The sequence below is a fragment of the Candidatus Thiodiazotropha sp. AKAK2 genome (assembly GCF_058244685.1).
In genome coordinates this window covers 53,179-77,073 of the sequence record NZ_JBSYOP010000037.1, presented here as the reverse complement: position 1 = coordinate 77,073, position 23,895 = coordinate 53,179, and the positions used below count along the sequence as shown (strand labels likewise).

Here is a 23,895-nt window from a genome sequence, read left to right as displayed (position 1 = left end):
TAGCAGCGAAAAGGATCAACCGCCCTTGATCTCTTTGATTGCGTTTAAACCCAGCGAGAGCGTGCCCGCAAGGAGTACCAGGATTGCCATCAGCTGATACTCAGGGTTAACAAATCGGATCATTACAAAGATCGATGCACCCAGCAGCACAACCACCAGCAAGGTGACGCTGGTGAGTATCGGAGTCCAGCCAGTGACCTTTTCAACAGGAAACGGGATTGTCGCGAGAGATGGGTAGGATGCACCGGGCTTATGGATGCTGAGTGGTACAGGTTTCGATGTTGTAGTATTTGTTTGTTCTGTTTCATCCTGAATCTGTTCAATGATGCGCTCATCCCGGGCTATGGCAGAACGAAAGGAGAGATAGGGGCCGAATCGATTCTGATAGCCGACCATTCGATGGCTCATGCCACCCTGTTTCAGCTTGTCGGCGGTGCTGAAAAACATCTGATGAAGCGGGAATAGTGAGGAGAACAGCTTTGTTACGCCGCTGAGCATTTCGATCATGCCGCCAGCGGAAGATTGATGAATGAAGTTGTATTCAACGGTTTTATTGGTGGTTGGTTTTTCCGCGATGGAATCAAAGTGGCTGGTGATATCGTATGGATTGTTCCACAGCGCATCGCCGGGGTTACCGCAGTGCTCGAAATTGAGAAACCGGGGCGGCACCTTGGGTACGATGTCATCAGCGATTCTGCTCTGATAGGTGACATCTCCCAGGGTGAGTCTGTCGTGATCCTGTGGCTGGATGCCAGCCGGTGTCTGGTTGTATTCGGCAGCAAAACCGGACGAGCCGGCCCTTGGGGCGCCGAATGTAAGTACCACTTCTACTCTATTGAGTTGCTGTTCGGCCAATGCTTTTGCGGCAATCACACCCATGGCGCCACCCAGTGAGTGGCCAGTGATGACAATGGAAGAGGTGGATGCAGAGACCTGCCTGTACCATTCGAACACCCTGTTTTGCATACCTGACCAGGCGTCATGAAAACCGGAATGGAGCTGCTCATTGGTTTTGAAAAAACGAAAATTGGTATCCCAATCATAAGCATCATCGGATCCACGGAATACCAGCCAGGCCCGTTGTTGAAAAACAAAGCCCATGCCGACTTTTGAGAAAAGTGCCGTGCGGGCAGGGAGGCCTTTGCCAAACTCAGTAGTAAAACCTTGAAAAGTGTCAGCGCCTTCAAGTTCCAATAGACGTCTCAGTCCTTCCAGGTTATAGCGATAGATCAGAGCGGAGAGGCCTGCACAAAAACATTGGAGCTCTCTCAATACCTGGTTACGATCTCCTCGAGTATCGACAGAGGGAGGGGTCGGTGCGATGCCCCCGCAATTAAGTATTGCGAGTTTCGGTGATGGAGGCGGTTTGCTGCTCTGTGTGGATTGAGCGGACTCGATCAGCATGAAGATATCCTTTGCTTCAATAGGTGAATGATTTACTCCATCAGCTTAATAACTATAGATGATATTTATACTCGCGAGATCAATAACCTTATAAAACCTGGCTGTATGGGAGTCAAAGAATAGGTCGAAGTAGTCGTATTGGGAATGAGCTACAAAGCATCACTTCCACAGCGCCTCGCATAAGTTTGTTACTCATCGTCATCCCGGCGAAACTCGGAATCAAGGTACCCCACAACCATCAATGACACACTTCGGGTAATCTACTTGCTCAACAGATTCACTATTAGGTATCTGTTATGTCAAGCAAGCGATCACCAAAGGCAGTGATGAAGAGAATACCAACAAGTGCATCATCGCTGCAGGCGCAAATGAGGAAGCGTGGAAAAACTGGGAACTTAGCCTGAATCGACGAATATCAGAGAGAGCAGGTTTGATACTGTTGTGAAAGAAAAAACCAAATAGAGCCGCGATCTGCAGCTCAATCATCAACATGAAAATCTCCAAACCGACGGCATCGATAAAAACAGCCAGCCCAACCGTCTCCGGATTGAGTATGAGGAAAACAACCACGAAGAGTGTGAGAACTTTCCAGATTGTGGGTTTTATCTTCATCATTTCATTTTGATCTTTGCCTTGGTGCCGGGGAGTTTTATTTCACATTGGTTAACCCCGGCAAATTGATCCCTGACGGCCAGAAGGCTCCATTTATCGTCCAGGCTAACCATAGCCGAGTCGACAGGACAGACTGAGCGCTTGGTGGTGCGACGGCTTGTGTCGGATTTGACCGCGGCCTAAACCTAGCCTGGTATTTACTAACTTGCAATTAACAAGTTAGTACACTAGGATTAAGTTACTTGCAAAATACAAGTATGTATTTTAATCGTTTTCAGTGCAGCGTGATCCTTACTGACAACTGATTATGTCAATACTCAGAAGGTTTCCTCGAGTCAGGAGCATGGTATGGAACCAATTGAAAAGGCGACTGTTTTAGTGACTGGTGCTTCAAAGGGAATTGGCCTTTCAATCGCTGAGGCGTTCGCTGCACATGGACATGACCTGGTACTGATCGCCCGCGGAGAGAAAGCGCTGCAGCGCGTGGCGGATAGAATCGAGGCGGAGTCCGGAGTGGAGGTTAGGGTGATCAGTGGCGATTTAACTGAAGCGGGTGTACCCCAGAAGCTCTACAAGCAATTGGAACAGTCCGGTAAGCCCATAGATATTCTGGTCAACAATGCCGGAGTAGGGATGAGTGGTCTGTTTCTTGAGGGCGATTACTCAAAGCTGAGCAGTATGTTACAACTCAATATGCTGGCGTTGACTCAACTGACACATCTGTTTCTACCTCAGATGCTGAACCGCAAGCGTGGTCGGATACTCAATGTTGGATCACTGGTCTCCTATTTTACTGGGGGACCGAACTGGGCGGCCTATGTGGCAAGTAAACACTATGTGCGTGCCTTGAGTACAGGATTATCCAAGGAGTTGAAGGGTTCGGGTGTGGCCGTGACTTTGCTCTCGCCTGGGGCAACAGCCACCGATTTTGTAAAGAGTGCTGATACAAAGGATATGTTGGCCTATCAGGTACCCATTGGGCCATCGCCAGAACAGATCGCCAAGCTTGCCTATCATGCCTGTCAGACCGGAAAGAAGTCGGTAATACCAGGAGTGTTCAACAAAATACTTGCCTTTATGGGTGAGTTGCATCCTCGGAACATCGCTTTTGAAGTATTTGGTTTCCTGTCAAACAAAAAAGGTAGTCAATAGGTATATGTCTGATTGAACTTGGCAGACTGATGTACTCTGAAATTTTCAAGATAAATAGGTTAAAGCAATCTCCTATCCTGATGGCGGCTATGTATTCTTATTAACCAACCCAAAAGTGGCCCTAACTATAAATAATAGTGCGTGAATGAAATTTACTTGTCAGCGGGTTGATGAATATTTGCTGTTCTCAAGTGCTGATGAAGTTTTACACCCGACTATCGCTGGCGCTTCGTGGATCAACTCGTCTCTCTCCAAGGCATCAATCATGAAAAGTGCAAAATCGATACGACGTGTGAGATTACTCTTCAGTATGGGATCGCCTACATGCCGACTCCAAACGGGTAGTCCTTGGCTTTCACCTTCCTCAAGGTCGCTACCGCGAACAACTGTCCACTGGGTATTGCTCTCAAATACTCTTCTGCAGGCTTCAATCTGATCATCCAACTCAACAATTCGAATCAGTCTGGCGAGTTTACCCACCACAGTGACCATTGTCTTGAATATCCAGGAGTAGACGTCTTTCCCATCCCGACTGATGTGCCAGCCACAGGAAAAGATCAGTCGGGCCTGAGGTTCAGCAAAATCCAAAACAGCCTGTGCTGTACCTGATGAGTACTGCTGTACACCCCAAGGTACAAGTACGGTCAGTACGCCGCCACATCCGGAAACTGCCTGCTTAATCACATCACGATTATTTGTAGCACCAGGAATGATGGTTATTTTATCCTTAAAATCAGACAGCTTGCCGACACTCTGTTGTCTACAGACAGCAACTACCTGATATCCTCGATCCAAGGCATGCTGAACCATGTATCGACCAAGCTTACCGGACGCTCCAATGATACAGACTTTTTCCAAGTTCACTCTCCTGGCGATTGAAAGGATAAAAAGCAAGACCGCTAAAATAGGCTAAGGTAATCTCAATTGCATTGAGAAAAGATCGACCAATCTCAAAATTGGTCCTTAAGACTTATTCCGGTGTTAAAGTCACTCGGTAATGGTGATTAGCCTCTTAACGTAAGGCGTCGCCGTGTTAGGTGACAAAAAGCACCAACAATTCAATAAGTTAATCAACAACTTTGACGTCTTTCCAGAAAGCCACCATACCCTCAATGTTTTTAGCCGCATCTGAGGCCTTAGGGTAGTACCAGGCTGCATCAACATTCTCTTCACCATTGACTGAGAGTGAATAGTAGTGCGCTACTCCTTTCCATGGGCAAACTGATGTTGTGCCACTTTCTTTTAAATAGTGCTGCACTACCGTGTTGGCGGGAAAGTAGTGATTAGCCTCTACAACGACAGTCTCGTTACTCTCTGCGATAATCTCACCATTCCAAATCGCTTTCATGGCTGTTCTCCTTAAGCGTACTGTTTGACCCAGAGCTCTTTCAACCTCTCAGGGTAAAACGGATAGGAGTATGTTGTTCGATAGTCTTATACTAAGGTCTAGCGTCAGACTCCTGCTTTTTCAATAGAGTCCTGCCAGCCAAATACAATCCCAAGCCGGGGAACAGAAGTAAAGCGGTAAAAGCTCCATTTTTAAGCTGCTTTTGATCGAGGAGCTGGAATTGGTCGATTCCAAAATGAATTTGTATATTTGATGTCACGATTAACAGGATACCTACAGCGCACCATGATAGGCCAAAAATAGTGAGCGCCTTTGCTAATTTGGTAACATTTTTCATGAATGTATAACATCCTGATGAGATTATTTTCGGTCTATTTCAGAGTTATCAGATTTAAAACTGGGTAAATCGGCTTTGCCAATAACAGTAAGCACGATACCAACACAGATGAAAAAAAATGTCGATGCCATAAAACTGGCGGATACGGGATCATCCTTACCCACACTCTCAACTTGAAAATAGAGCATTACACCTGATGCAATAGCCAGTAGAAAACTGATTCCCGCCGAAATGAGAGAGAATTTCTGAAATACACCTTTCTTTTTAGTCATGTCATTTATGCTACCTGGTTATAGTGATAGGCTTTATTAACAGGAATCATGTCAGAATCCTATGTTTTTTCCAATCACTAATGTATTTGATCAATTGCACCCATAACGCGCATACAAAATCACAGTGAGATCATGGTATTTACTTGTAAGATGAGTAGGATAGGCTATCTCGTCAGTTGTTGCTTACTCTCTGATGGATAGAGTCGGGGAGAGGGTCGGAGTGTGTCCTCAGCACCCATTACCACGCCCCTCTCTATAAGGGGAGCGGTTTTAGGCTTGGTAGTTGTGGTGCTGTCAAACGAAATACCAGGGTCTGGGGCGTGAGATTAGAGATTCTCCACCAGATCGGATTTTGCCTTCTGGCTGAGGAATAGTTCGAACGCGTCGTAGTGTTCGACTCCCGTCTTTGGGGTTTCGTCTTGCCTGATAGTCGTCAATACCGATCTCTGACTGTATAAATAGATTCCAGCCGGGTTCTGGAAAACAAGCAACAAATTCAGAATATAATGTTTAGCTCAGCTATGCACATCCTCTTTCCTTGATTGTACTAGCAGCTGTATGAACGAGATCCGAACTCTCGTTATACATTTTTAGCTTCTTCATGAAAGTAATAAATCAAAAACTATGACGTATCCGTTTTTGAGAGAATATTACTTACTGGAAGCTTAGCACCACACCAGAAGCAATTTTCTCTCCTGATTTTAGGCTCCTTGCCACATTCTGGACACGCTTTGAGGTTGTTACCAACCTTTCCATCAGCGCTGCCATCTCTTAGGGCCTGTTAACACTAATCCAATATGCCCTGCTGGGTCTGTTTTTGTGTCCAGCAAGGCAGAATGAGCGTGGTGTAGCTTGGCTACATGAGCGAATGATAACGCCGCTGGGCGCAAAAACAGACCCAGCCCTTCAGGCACAACAGGGCCTATTGGATTAGTGTTAACAGGCCCTAAGTCAATCTCATGAATTTTCTTCTCTAATTGGCTTTCACTAATGCCACTTTCCTCAAGGAGTTCCCAGATTGCTTGTGTTATTAAAACCAGATTGTCTATCTTCTTATCTATGTATCCAATATCCGTGGCATTCGAATGTGATTTGACCTGTGTTTGATTTGCAACAGATTTGGTACGCCCAATGTGATATTCCTGGAAGGTATCTCTTATCCAACTCATGATTGTTCCTTTTAAAGCTTGCGCCACACCCTGCGAGAGCTCGAAAGAGGCAGCGGGAAAAGTGTCTGCAACCGTACTTTGTTATGTCCTTTCACTAAATGCCAACTTTAAACCAAGCGCAGCAAAGCTGCCAGCAATCATCTTTTGAATAGCTACGCTGACTTTCTCGGAACGTAATACAAACTGACTAAAGCTACTAGCCAATACGCCATAGGTGATAAATACGCCAAGAGTCATAATCATGAATACAATACCAAGCGAAAGCATATCAAATAGTGGTTGTGATGCAGTTGGTGAAACGAATTGAGGTAAGAAAGCCAAAAAGAAAATTGACAGCTTAGGGTTAAAAATATTGATCAGAAAGCCTTTCATGGCTATCTCAGCAACGCTTGTTTTGGGCTTGCTGTGGTCCAATGTTAGTCGAGAAGAGGAACGCCACATAGACCAAGCGAGATAAATTAAGTACAACGCGCCAGCATATTTAATGACCTGAAATACTAGAGTGCTAGTATGAAAGATCGCAGCTAGACCAAATGCACTAGCGAACAGTGAAGGGATAATTCCGAATGTACAACCAATAGAAGCAAATAAACTGGCACGCTTCCCAAGGAATAATCCAGTCGCAACAGTGTATAACACACCTGTTCCAGGTATAAGAACAACGACTAGGGACGTCAGTATAAACTCCAATGAGATCATATTATTGTTCTCCTTTTATTTATAGATATAACGTCCTGCATCACCGGAAATAATGCAGAGAGAAGTGGTTTCGCTTGTTATCTTTAATGTCCTGCACCCTGCGATGCTAGGCCACTCATTATGTTCAGAAAAACCATAAATCCAGAATACATAAAAAAATAGATCGATAAACTAATGATTATTTCTGCCTTCCGTATTTTTTTAACCATAAATAGAAATAAATAGATAAACCCACTTGCTATCGGTATGAGATAAATGTTTGCCTTCAAAATGAGAAGATTCAATTCGAGATTGGAAAATAAGTTATACAGGCTGGGGTGCTTCATGCTCCCCCACTCTCCAAGAGCGACCATAACTGGAAACAGTGAGCAGATAGATATCAATAGCGGAAACACAACTAAAAAGTGGTAGAAAATAACCTGTGAAGGTTCTTTTCTGATAGTAGACAATACTACAGGCGCCATTAGAGCAAATATACTACTTACAAATATTATCCAATCGATTTTACCTTGTCTCTTAGCTGATTCTTTTTTTATTTGCTGAGATTCTCTCAGGCCTTGATTAAAGGCAGTAGTATATTCCTTTTCAGAAGCGTAGTTGCCCCAAAAATGTGGCTTTCTCGTATCCTCAGCAACTGCCGGTAACTGCAGAAAAAATAGGCCTATGACTAATAGAAAATATCTCATCTTATATGAAAGATAACGTTTAAATAGCTGCGCAGGATTGCTGCTAGATCTTCCCCCTTGTATTCATTTTGTGATTATGGTGATCATTAGTCTACTGGTTGTCTTGGTTTAGATCACATTACCCATATTGATAGGTTTCTGGTATTGATGGTTGTGTTGCATAAACTGTCCGGTCTCACCGGCGGTTATTGGCTATCGGGACTATTCGGTTGGGATAAGGGGGTGTGCCGTACCCTGGCCATCGAAGTGGGGGGTGCAGAACTTCGGCTTTAGCGTCGCACAATCAGTACAATACTTTTCAGCTGCGACAGCCCTACCAGGCGCCATAACCTCCGTTTGGCATAACTTGAGTAACTCCCTGCTGGCGGGTTACGGGCCAGGTTGTTAATAACGCTATCTCATGGTATGCACTGTAGCATAGGGTTCAAGAGAAAAAAGATTTTATGCGTCGGATTTGTCGAGCAATGATTTTATCCCAGTGACGGAGCAACGGTATCAGCTTTGCCAGCAGTGTGGGTGGCTTGGGTGTCAGCAACTTGACATCAGTCAAGGCAGTTTGACCGATTTGATCCAGCAGGCTGTCACGAACAGCCTGGGTCGGTGCCTCTGACAGTTCCACAGCTCTTTTCCAGGCAAGATCTCGGGCTATGCGAATGCCCTGGTCTGTAAGGATCTCGTCTTTGTTACCAAACAGCCTGTCCAGAAAGCCCAGAATGAATGAGTAGTGGGAGCTGATCTCCGACTGCACATCATCGATGCTGCGGCCAAGTATCTCATTCGCTGTCTGGTGGTCGCGCAGTCGACTCTCTCGGTACTCTGCTTCAACGCCTACCTTGTAGAGGGCAATCGGTAAATCATGGACAATGTGTGCCACCATGCCCAGCATCAGATCCTGCAAGGTTGTGCTCCGTTTGCGACTGGCAATGTCAAATACCCGTTTCCAACATTCAGGCAACCGCTCATGGTCCTGTTCATAGGCTCCAACCGCTGTGAAATACTCCTCGGCAAAAACAATATCCAGCCGGGTCATCCAGTCGGGATCCTCAAATTCACCAGCTGCGATGGCCTGCTCCATGGCGATAGTGATAATCCGGTATGAACGGACGAATATAGCATGATAATCACCATGAGCTTCCCAGCGCGCCAGTAGTTCATCCATCCGCTCGATGACCTCTTTGATCGTTGTTGCAGGCATTAGAGGTTACCTTTGTTAGCTATTCCTAAACGGATGCAATTTCTCCTTGAACATCAAATCCCAGGAGATTTCCACCGTCGAATGATCAATCATCCGCTGCCGTGTAGAAGTTATCGCTGAGTCTGTTTGCAGGACTATCGACAGATTTCGATATCGGTTAGACAGCCCTGCTCATCCACATGAATCGACACGGATAGATTTTTATCCCGGGCGAGTTCAAGCAGCTTCTGGATACGATCGTCATACAGCTTGATACAGATTCGTGTGCCGTCACACAGCACGATTCCCACCAGCTGACCGGACGCATTGAAGCGTAGGCAGCAGATCCTGCCTGGTATCTGTTTGCCGTCCTTGGACTCGACAATCCTTACCGGATGAATACTTTCAGCCTGAGGGTTGTAGGTGACAACTTCCCGTTCACCGGGTATGGCATGGGGTTTTACGCTGATCACTGCCCTTGCTGTGGAGCTATTGAGCATTTTAAAATTCGACACCTGAATATCATCACCAAAGCGCACTTGAGAGTAGCGTTTGAAGATGGCATCGTCGAGGGTCAGGGTAACGGTATACTCCTTGCCTTGCTCATAAGTGTCGGGTATCACACTGAATCGTGGATCACGGGCCTTACCCAACAACACAATGGCGTAGGCGATGCGTCCGATGGATTTACCGGTGGCGCTTAATTCACCGCTGATTTCAACCGGAATGATACTGATGCCCGGGCGACTGATTTCCACTTCTGATGTAAAGCTACCATCATCTTGCCGTTCCAAATTGACAGAGCCGCTACCCATGATGTGAGCAGAGACCTGGAATTTTCCTTCCGCCGGTTTGCCGTCCCAGCGTGGAATGGCGTTGATGGTCACTTTAGCGGGATGAGGGATGTGGCGGGGTTTCGCACTCACCTCAAAACCAAACCGTTTCTGCACACCACGAGCCATCAAGTCCATGACCATAGGTTGTAGTTTACGGTCCCCATGGACACGAACCCGCCAGGTACCTTGCTCCGGATTCGGAATTTTTAACGCCCAGGCATTCTCTACTCTGAAGCTTCGGGCGCCATTACTGTTTTGGTCGAATTCCCCACCCGAGGGTGATACTGCTACGATGCTTGGGGCTACACGACGTGTATGTGCTACCAGCACCAGAATCAGCTCTTTGCTGGATCCATCCACAATCACTTCAAAATCTTTATGATTGATCAATCGGGAAGTATGGGCAACGCTGACAATGTTGATGTCATCGACTGATCGAGGTCTTCGCAACGGCAGGCTGAACTGCTCCCACAACAGGCGGGTCGGAGTTTCACCGGCTGGGGCCAGAGGCAAGACGCCGTTATTGGAGACGATATAGATGGCGTTGCTGGCAATTTCAGCCGTACAGTTTTCAAATATACCGGCTTCATCGATGGGGAACAGGACCTTACTGGTACTGATTGGATTTTCTCCACCGGCGAGGGCTTGATCCACCAACTCCGCAAGCACCGCACCCAAAGCATCCGAGCCGGTTCCCCAGGCCACCAGTTTGATGCCGCTGGCGTCGAGCAGGTTGGAAAAGACCACCCCTTCATCGGCCTCATAATCGGCCATGCTGGTGCCCCCGTGACTGATCGTCTGAATGCCATCGGTAAAGACAAATATAACCTTGGAATCCGGCGCGCCAAAACCGGGTTGGTTGGCTGGGTTGTTCAAATAGTCAGCGACCCGGCGAATTCCATCATACAGGTCGGTCATGACGCCGACTGTGGCACTGCTGGCTGTCTGGTCTTCAATCGCAGCGATCGAACTCTGCATGGTTGCCAGTGAGGTCTCGAACCCGGCCTGGGACGAATCGATCTGTGCCCCTCCGGGAAGCAGCTGATAGTTGGAGGCAAATCGATGTACGGAAATCGCAAACTCACTGTCCGGATTGGCAGTCAGTTCATCAATGAGATTCTCAATAAAGAACTCACCACCCCGGGCGGCTTCATAGATCTTGGTATTGTCATTGTTGCCACCCACAGGGTGGAACATGGATCCAGAGTTATCGAGTAGTATGGCGATCTGTTTTGACATGTCCTTATCTCAGGGGCTGTTTCTGCGCACCCTGCTCCTGTAGTTTGAGTTGTTCCTCGATGTACTGCTTGGTCATCTCCTCTTCGGGGCCCACGTAACCGCGACGCTGCTCATTGGTGAGTGGACGTCCCGCCTCACCCCAGCGCCAGGGTCCCTGGCGCTGTTTGCGCAACATTTCCGCATGGCGGGCCGTGAGGGCCTTTTCATCCAGAGGCTGGGCCTTCTCCTGCTTGATGTCCCGTTTGGGCGCGATGGAGCGATCCCCAGTGATCAGCATCAGTTGTGGCTTCCGTTGCCGTTTCTGATCCCGCTTTTCAGTCTGCAAGCGTCCGAGTTCCGCATCCAGTTGCAGCTTGCCCTCCGGGGTGATCGCCAACAGATCTCCCTGGTTTACCCGCTCACCCTTTTCAAGGGTGGTGAAGCGATGATCGCCGAGGCGCAACACCTTGATGTTTTCAGCCTGAGTTACGTTTGCACCGTCCGCCCAGCTCACCATCATGCCCTGCTTGTCCAGGGGGGGCAGGGTGCCGCCACAACACTCGATTGATTTGCAGCGGGGATCGCACAAAGGCGGTGTGCGTAGGCACTTGCTGGGATTCGCCAGGCAGATCTCCACTTTACGGGTGGCCATAGGCATGAACTTGCAGATGCCGTTAGGGCAGATCAGCTGATTTCTGCTCAGGCCCAATGAAGCCGTGACCGAATCACTGTTACAGGTCAGGGTGCCACTGATCAGGTTGTCAATGGCCGGTTTCAGGTCGTTACAGATTTCCTGGTAGCTGCAGGGAACACCATTACATACCCGCAAGCGGGGTTCCGGTCCGATTGCCGTTGGAGCGATGCCGGCCAGCCAGAAATCCGGGGTCTGTATCATCACACCGCACAGTCCTCGCAGTTTGTCTTCCAGGTTGGCAAGCGTTGAGGCATCCGTATTGAGTGCTGACCCGAAGTAGTCGGCCAGTACGGTGGCTTCGTCCTGTAACAGGGAATCCGGGACAGTTGTGGCAATGGTGCCATCTGAGATCAGCCAGTCCTTGAGCAGGACGGTCAGATCTTCCAGTGTCAGGGGGCCACCGCCGCCACCGAAACCGGCAACCTGGGTCATCACATCGTCAATCCAGTCACTGCCCACGACACCGTTTTTGTCACACACGCCATGTACGGATTCCCAATGCAGCAGGGCTTGAAAATCGGTGCTGGTCGAGCCGGCGGAAGAGTCGCTCAAGTATTGGCCGATCGCTCTTTCCAGATTGCTGTCCGGGTAACCGGTGGCCGGTGGAAAGCGTTGTGGCTCCGGCCAGTCGAGGGCGCTGTTGATGGAGCTCAACAGATTGTGAGCGGTATAGCGATGGATACCATCCGACATGGCATTGTTATGGACCTGGGGATTGCTGCTGGGATCATATCCCGCCTCACTGACTGGTGGCACGCGAGGATCGGCGTCAACCCAGGGATCGTAGATCATCGGCAGATGATAGGGGGTGGTGCCGGCCGCAAACCTTGGGGCGCTGCGATTGAAGTACTCAGAGGTGAGAATCTTCACCAGCAACTCCTTAAGTGACCAGTTACTGGGAATGAACACCGACTCGGTCAAGTGCCAGAGTATATTGAGCTGACTGTCGTTGCGTGGGAAGTAGTTGGCAATGGTCAAGGGGTAGCCCATCGCCTGCTTCCAGACATTGTCGACGATACGTTCCGCGAGCAGGAAGGCGGCCGCTTCATGTCCCGGGATACTGACGGGGTAGGGCGGATTGCAATCCAGGGTATCGCAAACATTACAGGCGGCACCTGAGGGAATGTCGTTGATCCAGTTCTCAATGGTGCTGATCTGTCCGGCGGCCAATGGACCGCCGCCCAGGGGCATTTGAGTTCCACCGATATCGACACCGGTCAGTTTGTTGATCAGATAGCTGTCCGAAGCGGAACCCGGAACCACCCGAATCTGATTGCCCCCCGCCGGTTCGGTGGTTGCTTCTATATTGACAAGATCCGTATGCCAGCTGTCGTCGGTGGGGATCTGGAAACTGTCACCGCCACCGCCACCTACGTCATGACAGCCGGCCGTGGCACAGTTATCCACCAGGATGGTCTTGACCGCTACGGCGTTCACTGCATTCAACGGAGCATCCTCATCCACCGCAACGCCGTCACAACTGGTTGAGCAGAACTCGCACTGCTGTTGTTCGGAGATCGGCAGCGAACGGGTGAGGCCGTCGCTGTCCAGTTCCACATAGCCGAATTGAAGGATTTCCGACACATTGCGCACCGATACTTGACGTCCCAGGGGGCGGGTGAACCAGGCGGAGAAGTTCTCCGGGTCTTTCTCCACGGCGGGTTTGAAACTGCCACAGCTGTTATTAATGCCCCAGGGATTGAGGGAGCCAAAACGTACATCGGTACGGAAAATAGCCGAGGCCTGTTCCGGTGATGTCCCTGATGAGGAGCCGTAAATGGCCGCTTCAAAATGGCCTGGAACGGCATGGGTTCGATCCCAGCCCGACTCCTCACCGGAGGCGGATGTCTCGGAGTTATGACACTGCAGGCACAGCTGCTGACGATTCAGATAGGTGTGCTCGAAGTTCGTCGCCAGGTCGGCCCGGCGCATCTGTTCGGCCAGATCACCGAAAAACGAGGCCGGTCTGTTGACCATCGGAAACAGGTGGGCTTTATAGAGGGTGAACAGATTGTCATGCTTGACGATTGAAGCCAGCAGATCCGACATGTTGAATGAGGTGCCGAAGTCGGCTGAGGGTACGTTGTTCAAGACAAAGTCAGCCAGCGTGTCGGTAACCGGTCCGGCAAGCAGCGGCGCACCGTAGCAACCGAATTGGGATTTCCCCCCCTCCCGGGCGATACGCAGATGGTCGACCAACGCCTCGGACCAGTAGCTGACGAACTGATCCTCTTCCATGAGCGCCCGTATCAGGGTTTCCCGATCAGTCGCAGTAATGATGTCGGTCAGTGCTGTGAGCTCTTCATAGCCCCGTACTTTGCGTCCCAGCAGTATGGGTACCACCTGTCGTACGAAGGAGATGTCCCCTGCATCGTCGGCGATCGGCTCTTCCAATGGTGGAGCGGTGGAGCATGAGACCAACAAAACCGCGCCTGTGACCACAGCCACGCTGATGGTCAGCATGAATTTAATCTGTTTGATGAATTCCATGTTCGTAAACCTCATTCATGAGACGCCAAAAAAGACCTGGCGTAGGTTTTCCATAGTGGAGTGGTGGGGGTCCGCGCTGGGTACCACCAGGTCCGGCGTCAGGGAACCCAAGGCAAAGTTTTCTCCGGCGAAGGGATTGACACCCCCTGCCATCAACAGGGCGGCCTTGGTATCCGTGGCGTTGTATGGCACATCTGACATCACCGTTTCATCGGCACCATCGGTAATCGAGCCGACCACGCGATTCGCCACACCATCGCTGATCTCCAAGGGAATCGGTCCGCCGATGAGCACCTTGGTGTAGCATTCCGGATAGTGGTCACGACCATTGGATCCCGGGGCCGGTGTGTTGCCTGAACTCTTAAACGGCGTACGACCAAAGTCGGTATTGATCACCACCAGAGTCTCCGACAGATCTATCTTGTTGGCATCCTCGGGCGTCGGGTTGTTGGGGTCGCGTATCACCGAGACCAGGGAGTCCAATAAGTTCCAAAGATTGGTGCCAGTGTCCGCTGCATTGAAAATCGAATGGACGTCATACGGGAGACCGGTACGGGCAATGCCGGAATCGAGCACAAATACGGAACTCGCCGCCTCATTGGCGGGACGGGTCAACAGATAAGCGGCAAACTCCAAAGCGGCGCGGGTACCGTTATCGGCGGTGGTGAACGGTGATGCACCTTCCCTGGCGCAAAAATCCTGTGGATTGATGGTCTGAGGCGCACCGGACAGCAGACTCTCCAGCGTATCCGCATTCATCAGTCTGGAAGCGGCCGCGTCATAATCGGAAAAGGCGGTGGAGCGGGTGACAAAGTTGTCTGGCTGCCAGCGCAACTTATCCCGGTACTGGGCGCGGAATTGATCGATCAGGGTATTAACCGAATCTTTGGTGGCCCCCAGGTTATTGCGGTTCAGTTGGGTGATAAAATCACCAAAGGCGTTGCCGATTTTCAACACCATGGATTTGGATGAGCCCGGGTGGGCGCCAACCAGGCTTTGAATCTGCTGCACCAGGGTGAACAGAGCACCGCCGGTAAAATTGGTTTCAGGCAGCAGGGCATAGGAATGGGGCAGCACTCGGCCATTGTCCGCTTCCATATCGAGTTCCCCAAGCCGATGTTGAATCGCTGCGCCGGGTGGTGCCTGGTTCGGCCTGCCCAGGCGGGAGCCGGTGGCCACATAGGGAATTGCCGCCTCGTGGGGCAGCAGATCATGACGCTGGACCACCACACGCATCCGTCGACGGATATTCTGATTGTTCCATAGGGGTTTGGCGAAAGGGCCCAGGTGTACAGACTTGCCGTTTGAGTCGGTGGAGAAGGCATGGGTCTCCAGTCCGCTGGGGGTGTTGTTGCACATGGGATTCCAATTGAGTGCGCCAACTTCGGTATCGAACCCCCGGGTACGAGACCCGGCTACATCGCGATAGTAAAAACTTTCAAAGGGGGCCATGCCACCGAAGCAGTGCAGCTCCAGTATCTTGTAGCCGCTGATGCCCGCTGCCCAGATATCCGATGGTAATTCGCCCCAGGCTGCATGGGCTCTACGGGAAATGGCGGGTCCAAGACAGACAGCCGCGGCAGAGAGCAGACTCGCTTTCAGCAGCTCACGGCGGGTAAATCCTTTCGATTGAGAGTTTGAGGCCATAATCTTCCATGCTCCTTGCCGGTTGGTTACTGATTGTGTTTATGACTCTGGTTGAACTGTCTCTACATTGGTTAAAAAACACCATTCTCATGGTGAGCTTCATGAACTTCGGTAGTGCTGTGATTTGCAATGCATGACAGCTGCATTGACTTGAGTTGGTGCTTTTTAAGAAAACGTGTTTCGTAGCTGAAAGTGTGGGTCGTTGCTGAAAGGTTATGTTGTGCGGTATTTATCGTTAGAGCTGTGACAAATTAACGGCAGGATTTCGGTTGAGTATTGTCTAACTTCTCTTGGGTCGACGCACTTGTTAAGGGCTGTACGCATAAGCAGCGGGTGATCCAAGTACGGGGTGATCTGTTTTGGTGCAATACCCAATCCAGGCAGGTTCTGTCGGATCTGAATGTGATTTTAAAAAATGGTCGTTGAGGAGGTAATGAAATGAACTCTTTTTCCTAATTCATACAGGTAGACAGCTGACAGAGTCTTCGAGGTACCCTTTCATGTGCTGTTTGTGGGTGGCGTTTACACTGCTGGAATAAGTTGCAGTGCGAAGCGGCTAAGTTATATCTTTCCTTATTGCTGCTTCTGCTGACTATTTGTGGTTATACGATCTTCCAGTATCCTGACTCCAATCATAGCTCGGAAGTATCTGTCATACTGTGGGAGCACCAGTAGTTCAAGTAGGCGTCTACCTAATGGGGGAAGGTTTCGAAGGTTTCACGTCCCAGCCCGAAGGGCGACTGGAATTGCTAGTTAGCCCTCTAAAATTTACCATTATTGTTTTTCCATTCACTCTCAGGCGGTATTGCCTCGGTTGTACTCCAGTGTTCAACTATTTTTCCGCTACTTAAGCGATATAGATCGAAAAACGACGATAAAACATTGTCTGAATGTCCCTCACATACCGACAACACAAAATTCCCCTCTGCTAGTAACCGGTGAAGCTTCTTATAACGAATTGATTTGCTATTATTGTCAGCAGACTCAGAAAACATGAGTTGAATTTTGGCTAGGTCATCACCAAAATCAGGGCTATGCTCCGTATATTCTGTTGGGTTTATATACTTAAGTAAACTGTTATCAGCACGACTTATAAGTGTTTCTTCAACAAATGATTGAATTAATAACCTATTGCTTTCAGTCTTTTGGATATCGGTAATTTCAACTGCACCATCAACCATGGTGTGACCAGATATATTTGGCCCGCGCCTTGTTTGAATGTTGTCCCAGTGTTCTACTGCTTTTTCATTTTCAAAACGGAATATTTCGAATCCAACATTGCGATCAGCAAAGTCATACTCAGTATGGCCAAAAATAAAATCGCCATCTTGGAAAATACGTACGATATTTACTTTGGGAGACGTTTTTGATAAACGCTTAAATAATACGGACAAACCCTCACTTCCTTCATGGGTTTGAGGGTTGTGTTGAATATATTTTTCTTCGTTAACTACAGAAACACTTGAAGGATCGCCGGTTTCAATTCCTTTTAGCAAAGTGCGAATTAGTTCTTTTCTGTTTAATGCCATAGATAGTCAGTTTTCTTTGAAGGCTAATGTTGCCATAAGCCGCGCGAGGTACGAGCGTCGGATTTGATGGCCTGGTTAGAGCGGTGTTCTGTGATGAAAGCCTTCATACAGTTCCTTTAGGTTTTGTGGCAACGCTTCCCAGTAGCTTTTACAATTAATTTCTGGCACTTTCCAGAATAGATTTTCTACGAATGCTACATCAATAGCCTGACGTACTTCTTCTTCATGAGTCTCGTAAGCAGTACTTATTATTTGAAGCAATTCTACAAGCTTATCAGGTGCAGTTTCTTTCCGCATTTCTTCATTTAAAGCGTTCGCTAATGCTTCGAACCAAGAATATGAATAGTACTCAGTATCTGTGAAATCACCCCACTGACGATTGTACTGTTTATCTGCCCGCGCGGAAATTGCCGGGAATTCCCTCTTTATCTTTTGGCAGAACTCATCTCGGTTCATTTTTTAGCTCTAACAACTGATTATCTTGCTACCGCCGATATTGGAATATATTGCTCGCGCTGATATTGTAATATCATGCATAATGTTCTATAAAAGTACACACTATGATATCTGCAGAGTTGTGGTTTAGTGTGGAAGTGTCTTTTACATCTACATAGCTCTGGCATAGCTAAAGAATCATCAGGACTAATCTTACTCATGGCTGTCCCACTAAATGATTCATGTACCTTCCTATTCGATACCTCAGAAACAGATGAAGCTGCACACTGGATACTCTCAGACGATATTGTCTCGGAAGTGATGCCAGGGTTCGAGAGATAACTTAGAAATCGGCTGAACAGCAGATATAAACAAAATGAGTTTGATTTCGTGATTGCCGGAGCGTTATTCAGTATAAAGTGTGGTTCTGTGACTGCACGTTGATAACCGTGTGACAGTGTAACGGGTGGGCCGATCGATTCCTCAATTTCCATAAAGAGAAGCTTCCCTGTGATTGGGCTGTAATAGCTATTATCTCTTTTGTAGAGGATTTGAGATAGAAACTCAAGATCTGGAGGTTCTCACCCTAAGCTGGTGGGACATCATCCACGATCCTCTATTTTTATATGTGGTGATATAAGTGATTGATAATGTTTTATAAATTATGGCCTGGAAATGGAGGTGTTTGGGTGAGAGATGAGTTTACAGTGAAATAGAATTTTCTTGGTTGCTCAGGCAGTCAGTATGAGTCGAAAATAAGACAGCTCAATGGAGTGACTGAGACCTGGTTTCTTTAGGCTTACTTTTTCCCGATAGGTCTCTGTCCAGCCGATGTATGAATACCATCTACAGAGGCAGGGAAGAGCCCCGCCAGACGCGCTAAGTTCTCTATAACATCGATAGCTGGCCATCCTGACTGATATGCAGCTTATCCACGTCGATCTTGAAACTGGCCAGTAACAGTTCTCTAGCCATGTTCTTGATGTTGGTCACCGTCTTCTGGTCCGGACCCTTTTTATAAGTATCCTGAAACATCACCATCCAGTTCCCGGTCATGGCGAGATATTCATACAGTTTCTGCCGATCGGCCGGGGTGGCATTCTGCAGACCTAGGCTCAGGGCTTGGTTGCCCTCTATCATTTGTGCTACCTGTTTGTGTAGATGCAGCAGATTCTGCTCCGGTATCTCTGCCCCTTCGTTATAGGCTGACCAGACACCATAGAGGAACGAGGCTGTGGCCGTCGGAATGTCCCCTTCAGGTATCTGCGCTGCCTGTTCTATCCTTTTTTGAACGAATAGGGCGATATTGAATATCTTCTCCATATTGGCCCGGTTCGGCTCAGGAAAACTGCCAGCCAATTGGGTGGCGTACGGTGATTTGTTGTTTGCTGCGGCCTGGATATCCTGAGGTGTGATCGTACTTAGCTCCTCAGCGAAACGTTTCCCCGCATCACCACTGCTTTGAAGGCTGCTGATGGTTGGAGCCTTTACGGGCTGCTCAAACAACTGATCGAATCCATCCACCAGGAATCCTGGCGTAGCTGCTGAGTTGTCAGCCGGCGCACTGTTGATCATGGTAGAACAGGTGGATAGAAACCCTGCCAGTAACAAACGGGATAGCAGTCGCCTGATGTTCATCTTGTCTTCCTTCACTGGGTTGTGCAGTTTTGATCGGTGATGGTCAGCTCGCCTTCCTGGCTGATGGAGATCGACTCGGGTTCAATCTTCAGGCTGCGGGTGATGATCTCTCTGACCATGATTTTGACATTGTTCAATGCGGTCTCATCCGGTTGTGAGGTCAGGTGGTGCTGGATCATCAGCAGCCAGTTCCCAATCATCGCAAAAGTCTCATAGAGGGCCGACCGGTTGCCGCTGCTTGATTTCTCGTACTCTTTGAGAAACTCCGCTCTTTCGCGCATGGTATCCCTGGTCTGAGTGACCAGCGTATCGAACCGCTTGCCGGGGAGGGCGGCACCCTGGTTGTAGATCGACCAGATGCCATAGAGAAAGATGGTGATGGCTCCGTGAATATCCTGTTTTGGCAGCTTGTGGATCTCTTCAAAGCGATGGTGAATGAAGAGGGAGATATTGAACAGTTTTTCCATCTCCCCACGATGCTGTTGCGGTGCGTTTCTCGCCAGTTTGGCCGCGGTGGAGGACTTCTTGCGTACGGCGCTCTTGATCTCCTGTTCGGTCAGTTCATTAAACAGGCTTACATGATCCCGATAGACTGCCTGGGAGTAGTTGCCTTTGGCTTCGCTGTGATTGTTCCCGGATCTGTTGAGTGTGTTCAAGGGTTACCTCACTGAGTGGTGCTTATGCTGGTTTATCTGGGCTATTCTGTTTCAAGTGCGCTGTTCAGGCTTTGACAGGGAAACTGCCATGGGCGTAAATCTGCGGATAGGTGGGGGTAGAGTAGACAGATACTCATGTCTGTCAGCAGTTGCGTGATCTGGTATCGGGAACAGAGGTTGCCCTGCACTCAGGACGGACCGGGCCAATGGGTTTGCCGAAAACCTATGGTGATACCCGGTTCCCTGCTGGGAGGAGGTACGGTTAACGGGATTCAATCTACACTCCATGTAAGCTATCCATCCCTGATAAATACAGTATGCTGAATTTCCATATAAAAATTTGCAGATGACATGAGAGTCATCTGGTGTGCTCCTAACCACTTTATGCCATGTGCCAACTAGGTGGATATCAGGGATAACCCCTATATGCCAAGCTGATGCACACTAAAATTGTCGATGGCGGTTGATTTTCGACATGTGGGTTCTGGTGATATTGGTATATGCTTTTAATCGTTAAGGTGTTTATTTTTTTGGGTTAAATCGCTGGGGGGAACATGCCGGTACCTTCGCTGAAGGCAAAAGACTATAAATCGGATATCAAGCCAGTATGGTGCCCGGGCTGCGGTCACTTTGCCGTGCTTGCTTCATTGACCAAGGCGATGGCCCACCTCGGGCTGGTCAAAGAGAATGTGGCCGTGGTCTCGGGGATCGGTTGTTCATCCCGCTTGCCTGCCTATATCGACAGCTACGGTTTTCATGGTATCCACGGTCGCGCACTGGCGGCGGCCTCCGGTCTGAAGGCGGCAAGGCCCGATCTGACGGTGGTGGTGGCAGGCGGTGACGGGGATGGATTCTCGATTGGCGGAAACCATTTTCTGCATGCCTGCCGGCGCAATATGGATATGACCTATATTGTGATGGACAATGAGGTCTACGGCATGACCAAAGGACAGGCTTCGCCCACGACCAAGCCGAACTGGGATAAGAGCAAGCTGACACCCCATGGCACCGGCATACCCAGTTTCAATCCCGCCGCCATCGCCTTGGCTGCTGGCGCCGGTTTTATCGCCAGAGCGTTTGCCGGTAATCCTTCGGATTTGACCAAGGTTCTGGTGGAAGCGATCGAGTATCCCGGATTCGCCTTTATCCAGGTACTGAGTGGTTGTGTCACCTTTCGTCCAGACCAGAAGGCGTGGAAGGAGACGGTACACCCGTTCATCAACGAAGTGCCGACCGAGGATCGTATCAAGGCGGCGCAGATCATCCAGGCGGATGATGGACTTGCTACCGGAGTAATCTACGCCACACCGATACCGGTATGGCAGCCTGAAAATATAAAAAGTTGCGAAGTGGCAGAGTTGGAGGAGGAGTTTTGTCTATGAGTGATGATCTCGTCGAACCGATAATCAGCATCGAAGAGTTCCTGGTGCATGCGCTGGAACTGGAAGAGGCCTCCAGTGACCATTATGACGAACTGGCGGACAGCATGGAGATCCACAACAATCTGCAGGTGGCGGAGCTGTTTCGTAAGCTTGCAGGCTACAGTCGTCAACATGCCAAGGAGGTGATGGAGCGCACCCACGGTCTGGAACTGCCCCAAATGACACCCTGGGATTTCAAATGGCGCTGTCCCTCGTCGCCGGAAGCCTTCTGTATGGAGGAGGCGAACTATATGATGACGGTTACCCAGGCCATGGAGATCGCCCTCTATAACGAGATCCGGGGGCGGGAGTTCTATCTGCAGATATCCGAGCATTCACCCACTGAGGATGTGCGTAAACTGGCTGCCGAGATGGCGGAAGAAGAGGGTTGGCATGTGGCCATGCTGAAGGAGTGGCAGAACAATCTTCAGGATGAGCTGCCGGTGGAAGATCTGGATCCGCCCAATATTCCCGAGTAAGTCGAGCGGGAGATTTGACTGTTCTGCTTAACCAGCGATCAAAGCGTTTCTTGAAAGACCTTGTGGGCCTGCCATGGAAAGAAGCGTTATGTCGCTGGTTAGCAGAGTGCCGGGTTAATAGCTATCAGCTTGTGTGTATACCGGTCTCGTTCTCGTGAGATTGGTTTCGTTGTTCCATCTCTTCGGCTTCCTTCTCCATCTTCCTAAGCAGTTGACCGAAATAGAATGCCAGATAGGTTGAGGTGTTGAGAGTAAACCAGAAAAAGACAAAAACGCCGAGATAGATATTGAAGTTACTGGTTTGGGTTTTTTCCGCCAGATTCATGACGGCAGCAATGGCAGCCGGATCGATGAATGAAAAAAAGATGAATGTCAGCAGACCCGCTGCGATCGCACTGGTCCATAGAAAGCCGAATAGGCATTTACACTTCAGTAGATTTAGCACAGATTTCCTCCAGATTATTGGTGTCGCCGGAAAGGTGTTCCGGGTTGGAACCTCAACGTTCTTATCTTGCAACTGGTCGCGCTTTACTCTCGATGCGTGACAGGGGTCGGAGCGCATCGGTTGGACCGGACCAGACGAGTGGATATCCTGCAGGGTTCCTTATCGTTATCTTCTTTTACTGCCAGTACTAGATTAGCAACTCCACCCGCCGCATAAACCATAATTTTAATCAGGGATTGGTGAAAGGTGTGAGTCTTCATCTGAAGGGGTTGAGGAAGGCGGGAAATGACTCGGCTGCGAATGGACGCCAATCAGCGCAATGACTCGCCAATATACGACTGCAATGAAGACAATATCCTCATCAAAAATGATCTTACTCCCCGTCATCCCGGTGCATGCCGGGATCACTACCCTTCGGGGTGAAAAAGCACAACAGCGTGCTTCACACAATGATCCGGTTATTACCGGTCAATACGCTTCTGAGAAGGGACGCTATGTATTCGCCATCAGTACCACAGATATCAGTTAAATTGTTGTTTCATAAAAAATTAGACTGCTGCACCCACGGATATTGAACTGGTCAGAGTGTAAATCTGTGATTTGTTTACACAATTTTAATGTTGAATTAAGGAATTGCCGCTAGGATTTAAATGATTTTAAGGAAATGGATACTGCTTCAGCGGTTTTTGGAGCAATGTTCTGTACGGAGTTTGAAAATGCTCGGTTGGTGAGAACGGCTAGATCACTGGGTTTACAAGTGGCTGTACGATAACCGTTTTTACCTGAAACTCAAATAAAAGGCTTAAGGATAGGTGTTGTGATATGTTGAATTATATCTTCGAAAAAAGCCAGGAAAGGAAACACTTGAAAGTCACGCTCTCTCAATATGGTTTGGGCCTGACTGATCTGGATCCCCAGGATCTGAAACTGATACTGGCCGCTGTTCACAAACTGATCACTATGGTCTCGAAAAAGTACGGCCAACCCCCGGCGACCGTGCTTCACCATGTCATCACACCGGTGGGTTGGGCGATCGCCTATTGTTTGCTGGGCCGAAGCAAGATTGTTCAGATCGATCCCGGTTTTCTGGATATCATCGATGAGGTTGAGACTGAACTGTTACTCTATCTGTCCGGTGACAGCGGCAGCGCTCAGAGTATCTATAAGGAAGTCTTCCACATACTGCTTGAGTCAACTTCCTGCCATCCGCAGGTATTAGCTATTCTACGCAATCTGAATTACCTCGGGCATATCGATAAACGTCAGAGATCCTGGGCTGGCTGAACAATCACCTTACCTGAGTTCAACCTGAGTCGGTCTCTGCCATCCCTGTTGCTCTGGTGTAACGGAGTGCATTGCTGATCTGTAATTACAGGGGGCAGTCTCTAACATATTGCCGTAAGAATTCGGATCTTCCCCAGTTGGCGCTGGACGGTAGTAAAATCGTGCAGATCAAGGCTGGCATTTGAGATCAAATCGATGATGTCGAGACAGAGCTGGTACTTCACCTGTCTGGTGAGATTGGTGAAATTAAAAAAGCATCTACCCGGAGAT

23 protein-coding genes are annotated in these 23,895 nt (G+C 49.0%); 5 read left to right on the top strand and 18 right to left on the bottom strand.

What is annotated here, in order from left to right:
• Positions 1-15: 15 nt before the first annotated feature.
• A complete protein-coding gene (locus AC4IE8_RS19815) occupies positions 16-1,404 on the bottom strand; it encodes a lipase family protein (protein WP_490791819.1) in 1,389 nt (462 codons plus the stop codon).
• A 294-nt stretch (positions 1,405-1,698) separates the two neighbouring features.
• Positions 1,699-2,019: a hypothetical protein gene (locus AC4IE8_RS19810; protein ID WP_490791818.1), complete on the bottom strand. Its 321-nt coding sequence runs from the start codon at positions 2,017-2,019 to the stop codon at positions 1,699-1,701.
• Between the two features lie 345 nt (positions 2,020-2,364).
• Between AC4IE8_RS19810 and AC4IE8_RS19805 the strand changes: the two genes are divergently transcribed.
• A complete protein-coding gene (locus AC4IE8_RS19805) occupies positions 2,365-3,168 on the top strand; it encodes an SDR family NAD(P)-dependent oxidoreductase (RefSeq protein ID WP_068988412.1) in 804 nt (267 codons plus the stop codon).
• 159 nt (positions 3,169-3,327) lie between these two features.
• Here the strand turns inward: AC4IE8_RS19805 and AC4IE8_RS19800 are convergent, their stop codons facing one another.
• The 15 genes from AC4IE8_RS19800 to AC4IE8_RS19730 all read right to left on the bottom strand — a co-directional run bounded on the left by AC4IE8_RS19800 (position 3,328) and on the right by AC4IE8_RS19730 (position 19,996).
• Positions 3,328-4,026 (bottom strand): NAD(P)-dependent oxidoreductase, encoded by a 699-nt coding sequence (locus AC4IE8_RS19800; RefSeq protein ID WP_490791817.1) that lies wholly within the window; start codon positions 4,024-4,026, stop codon positions 3,328-3,330.
• Between the two features lie 208 nt (positions 4,027-4,234).
• The gene (locus AC4IE8_RS19795; protein WP_068988416.1) at positions 4,235-4,516 is read right to left on the bottom strand and encodes a DUF427 domain-containing protein; all 282 of its coding nucleotides are present in this window, start codon (positions 4,514-4,516) and stop codon (positions 4,235-4,237) included.
• A 91-nt stretch (positions 4,517-4,607) separates the two neighbouring features.
• Positions 4,608-4,853, bottom strand: coding sequence for a hypothetical protein (locus AC4IE8_RS19790; protein WP_068988418.1), 246 nt, complete (start codon positions 4,851-4,853; stop codon positions 4,608-4,610).
• A 23-nt stretch (positions 4,854-4,876) separates the two neighbouring features.
• Positions 4,877-5,125, bottom strand: coding sequence for a hypothetical protein (locus AC4IE8_RS19785; protein WP_068988420.1), 249 nt, complete (start codon positions 5,123-5,125; stop codon positions 4,877-4,879).
• A 755-nt stretch (positions 5,126-5,880) separates the two neighbouring features.
• Positions 5,881-6,294: a hypothetical protein gene (locus AC4IE8_RS19780; RefSeq protein ID WP_490791816.1), complete on the bottom strand. Its 414-nt coding sequence runs from the start codon at positions 6,292-6,294 to the stop codon at positions 5,881-5,883.
• Between the two features lie 81 nt (positions 6,295-6,375).
• A complete protein-coding gene (locus AC4IE8_RS19775; RefSeq protein ID WP_068988423.1) occupies positions 6,376-6,993 on the bottom strand; it encodes a LysE family translocator in 618 nt (205 codons plus the stop codon).
• A gap of 83 nt (positions 6,994-7,076) precedes the next feature.
• Positions 7,077-7,679, bottom strand: coding sequence for a hypothetical protein (locus AC4IE8_RS19770; RefSeq protein WP_490791815.1), 603 nt, complete (start codon positions 7,677-7,679; stop codon positions 7,077-7,079).
• A 424-nt stretch (positions 7,680-8,103) separates the two neighbouring features.
• Complete coding sequence (locus AC4IE8_RS19765) at positions 8,104-8,874, bottom strand: DUF5995 family protein (protein WP_490791814.1); 771 nt, start codon at positions 8,872-8,874, stop codon at positions 8,104-8,106.
• Between the two features lie 134 nt (positions 8,875-9,008).
• A complete protein-coding gene (locus AC4IE8_RS19760) occupies positions 9,009-10,928 on the bottom strand; it encodes a vWA domain-containing protein (RefSeq protein ID WP_068988430.1) in 1,920 nt (639 codons plus the stop codon).
• Positions 10,929-10,932: 4 nt separating this feature from the next.
• A complete protein-coding gene (locus tag AC4IE8_RS19755; protein ID WP_490791813.1) occupies positions 10,933-14,091 on the bottom strand; it encodes a hypothetical protein in 3,159 nt (1,052 codons plus the stop codon).
• Between the two features lie 15 nt (positions 14,092-14,106).
• Positions 14,107-15,738 carry a DUF1501 domain-containing protein gene (locus tag AC4IE8_RS19750; RefSeq protein WP_490791812.1) on the bottom strand — a complete coding sequence of 544 codons (1,632 nt, stop codon included), beginning with the start codon at positions 15,736-15,738 and terminating at the stop codon, positions 14,107-14,109.
• Between the two features lie 761 nt (positions 15,739-16,499).
• On the bottom strand, positions 16,500-17,267 hold the full coding sequence (locus tag AC4IE8_RS19745) for a nuclear transport factor 2 family protein (protein ID WP_490791811.1): 768 nt from the start codon (positions 17,265-17,267) through the stop codon (positions 16,500-16,502).
• A 75-nt stretch (positions 17,268-17,342) separates the two neighbouring features.
• A complete protein-coding gene (locus AC4IE8_RS19740; protein WP_490791810.1) occupies positions 17,343-17,723 on the bottom strand; it encodes a DUF7674 family protein in 381 nt (126 codons plus the stop codon).
• An 867-nt stretch (positions 17,724-18,590) separates the two neighbouring features.
• Positions 18,591-19,340, bottom strand: a complete 750-nt coding sequence (locus AC4IE8_RS19735) for a DUF6683 family protein (protein WP_490791809.1) — start codon at positions 19,338-19,340, stop codon at positions 18,591-18,593.
• Positions 19,341-19,351: 11 nt separating this feature from the next.
• A complete protein-coding gene (locus AC4IE8_RS19730; RefSeq protein WP_068988445.1) occupies positions 19,352-19,996 on the bottom strand; it encodes a DUF6683 family protein in 645 nt (214 codons plus the stop codon).
• Positions 19,997-20,550: 554 nt separating this feature from the next.
• Here AC4IE8_RS19730 and AC4IE8_RS19725 point away from each other — a divergent pair.
• Entirely contained in the window at positions 20,551-21,378 is an 828-nt protein-coding gene (locus AC4IE8_RS19725) for a 2-oxoacid:ferredoxin oxidoreductase subunit beta (protein ID WP_068988447.1), read from the top strand.
• Entirely contained in the window at positions 21,375-21,896 is a 522-nt protein-coding gene (locus AC4IE8_RS19720; RefSeq protein ID WP_083225947.1) for a ferritin-like domain-containing protein, read from the top strand. The genes AC4IE8_RS19725 and AC4IE8_RS19720 overlap by 4 nt, the downstream gene beginning before the upstream one ends.
• A gap of 124 nt (positions 21,897-22,020) precedes the next feature.
• Here the strand turns inward: AC4IE8_RS19720 and AC4IE8_RS19715 are convergent, their stop codons facing one another.
• Positions 22,021-22,341: a hypothetical protein gene (locus AC4IE8_RS19715; RefSeq protein ID WP_068988449.1), complete on the bottom strand. Its 321-nt coding sequence runs from the start codon at positions 22,339-22,341 to the stop codon at positions 22,021-22,023.
• A 343-nt stretch (positions 22,342-22,684) separates the two neighbouring features.
• Here AC4IE8_RS19715 and AC4IE8_RS19710 point away from each other — a divergent pair, with 343 nt between their 5' ends.
• Together AC4IE8_RS19710 and AC4IE8_RS19705 are read left to right on the top strand one after the other, a co-directional pair.
• Entirely contained in the window at positions 22,685-22,870 is a 186-nt protein-coding gene (locus tag AC4IE8_RS19710) for a hypothetical protein (RefSeq protein WP_490791808.1), read from the top strand.
• Between the two features lie 293 nt (positions 22,871-23,163).
• The gene (locus tag AC4IE8_RS19705) at positions 23,164-23,625 is read left to right on the top strand and encodes a hypothetical protein (protein WP_490791807.1); all 462 of its coding nucleotides are present in this window, start codon (positions 23,164-23,166) and stop codon (positions 23,623-23,625) included.
• The last annotated feature ends 270 nt before the right edge of the window (positions 23,626-23,895 follow it).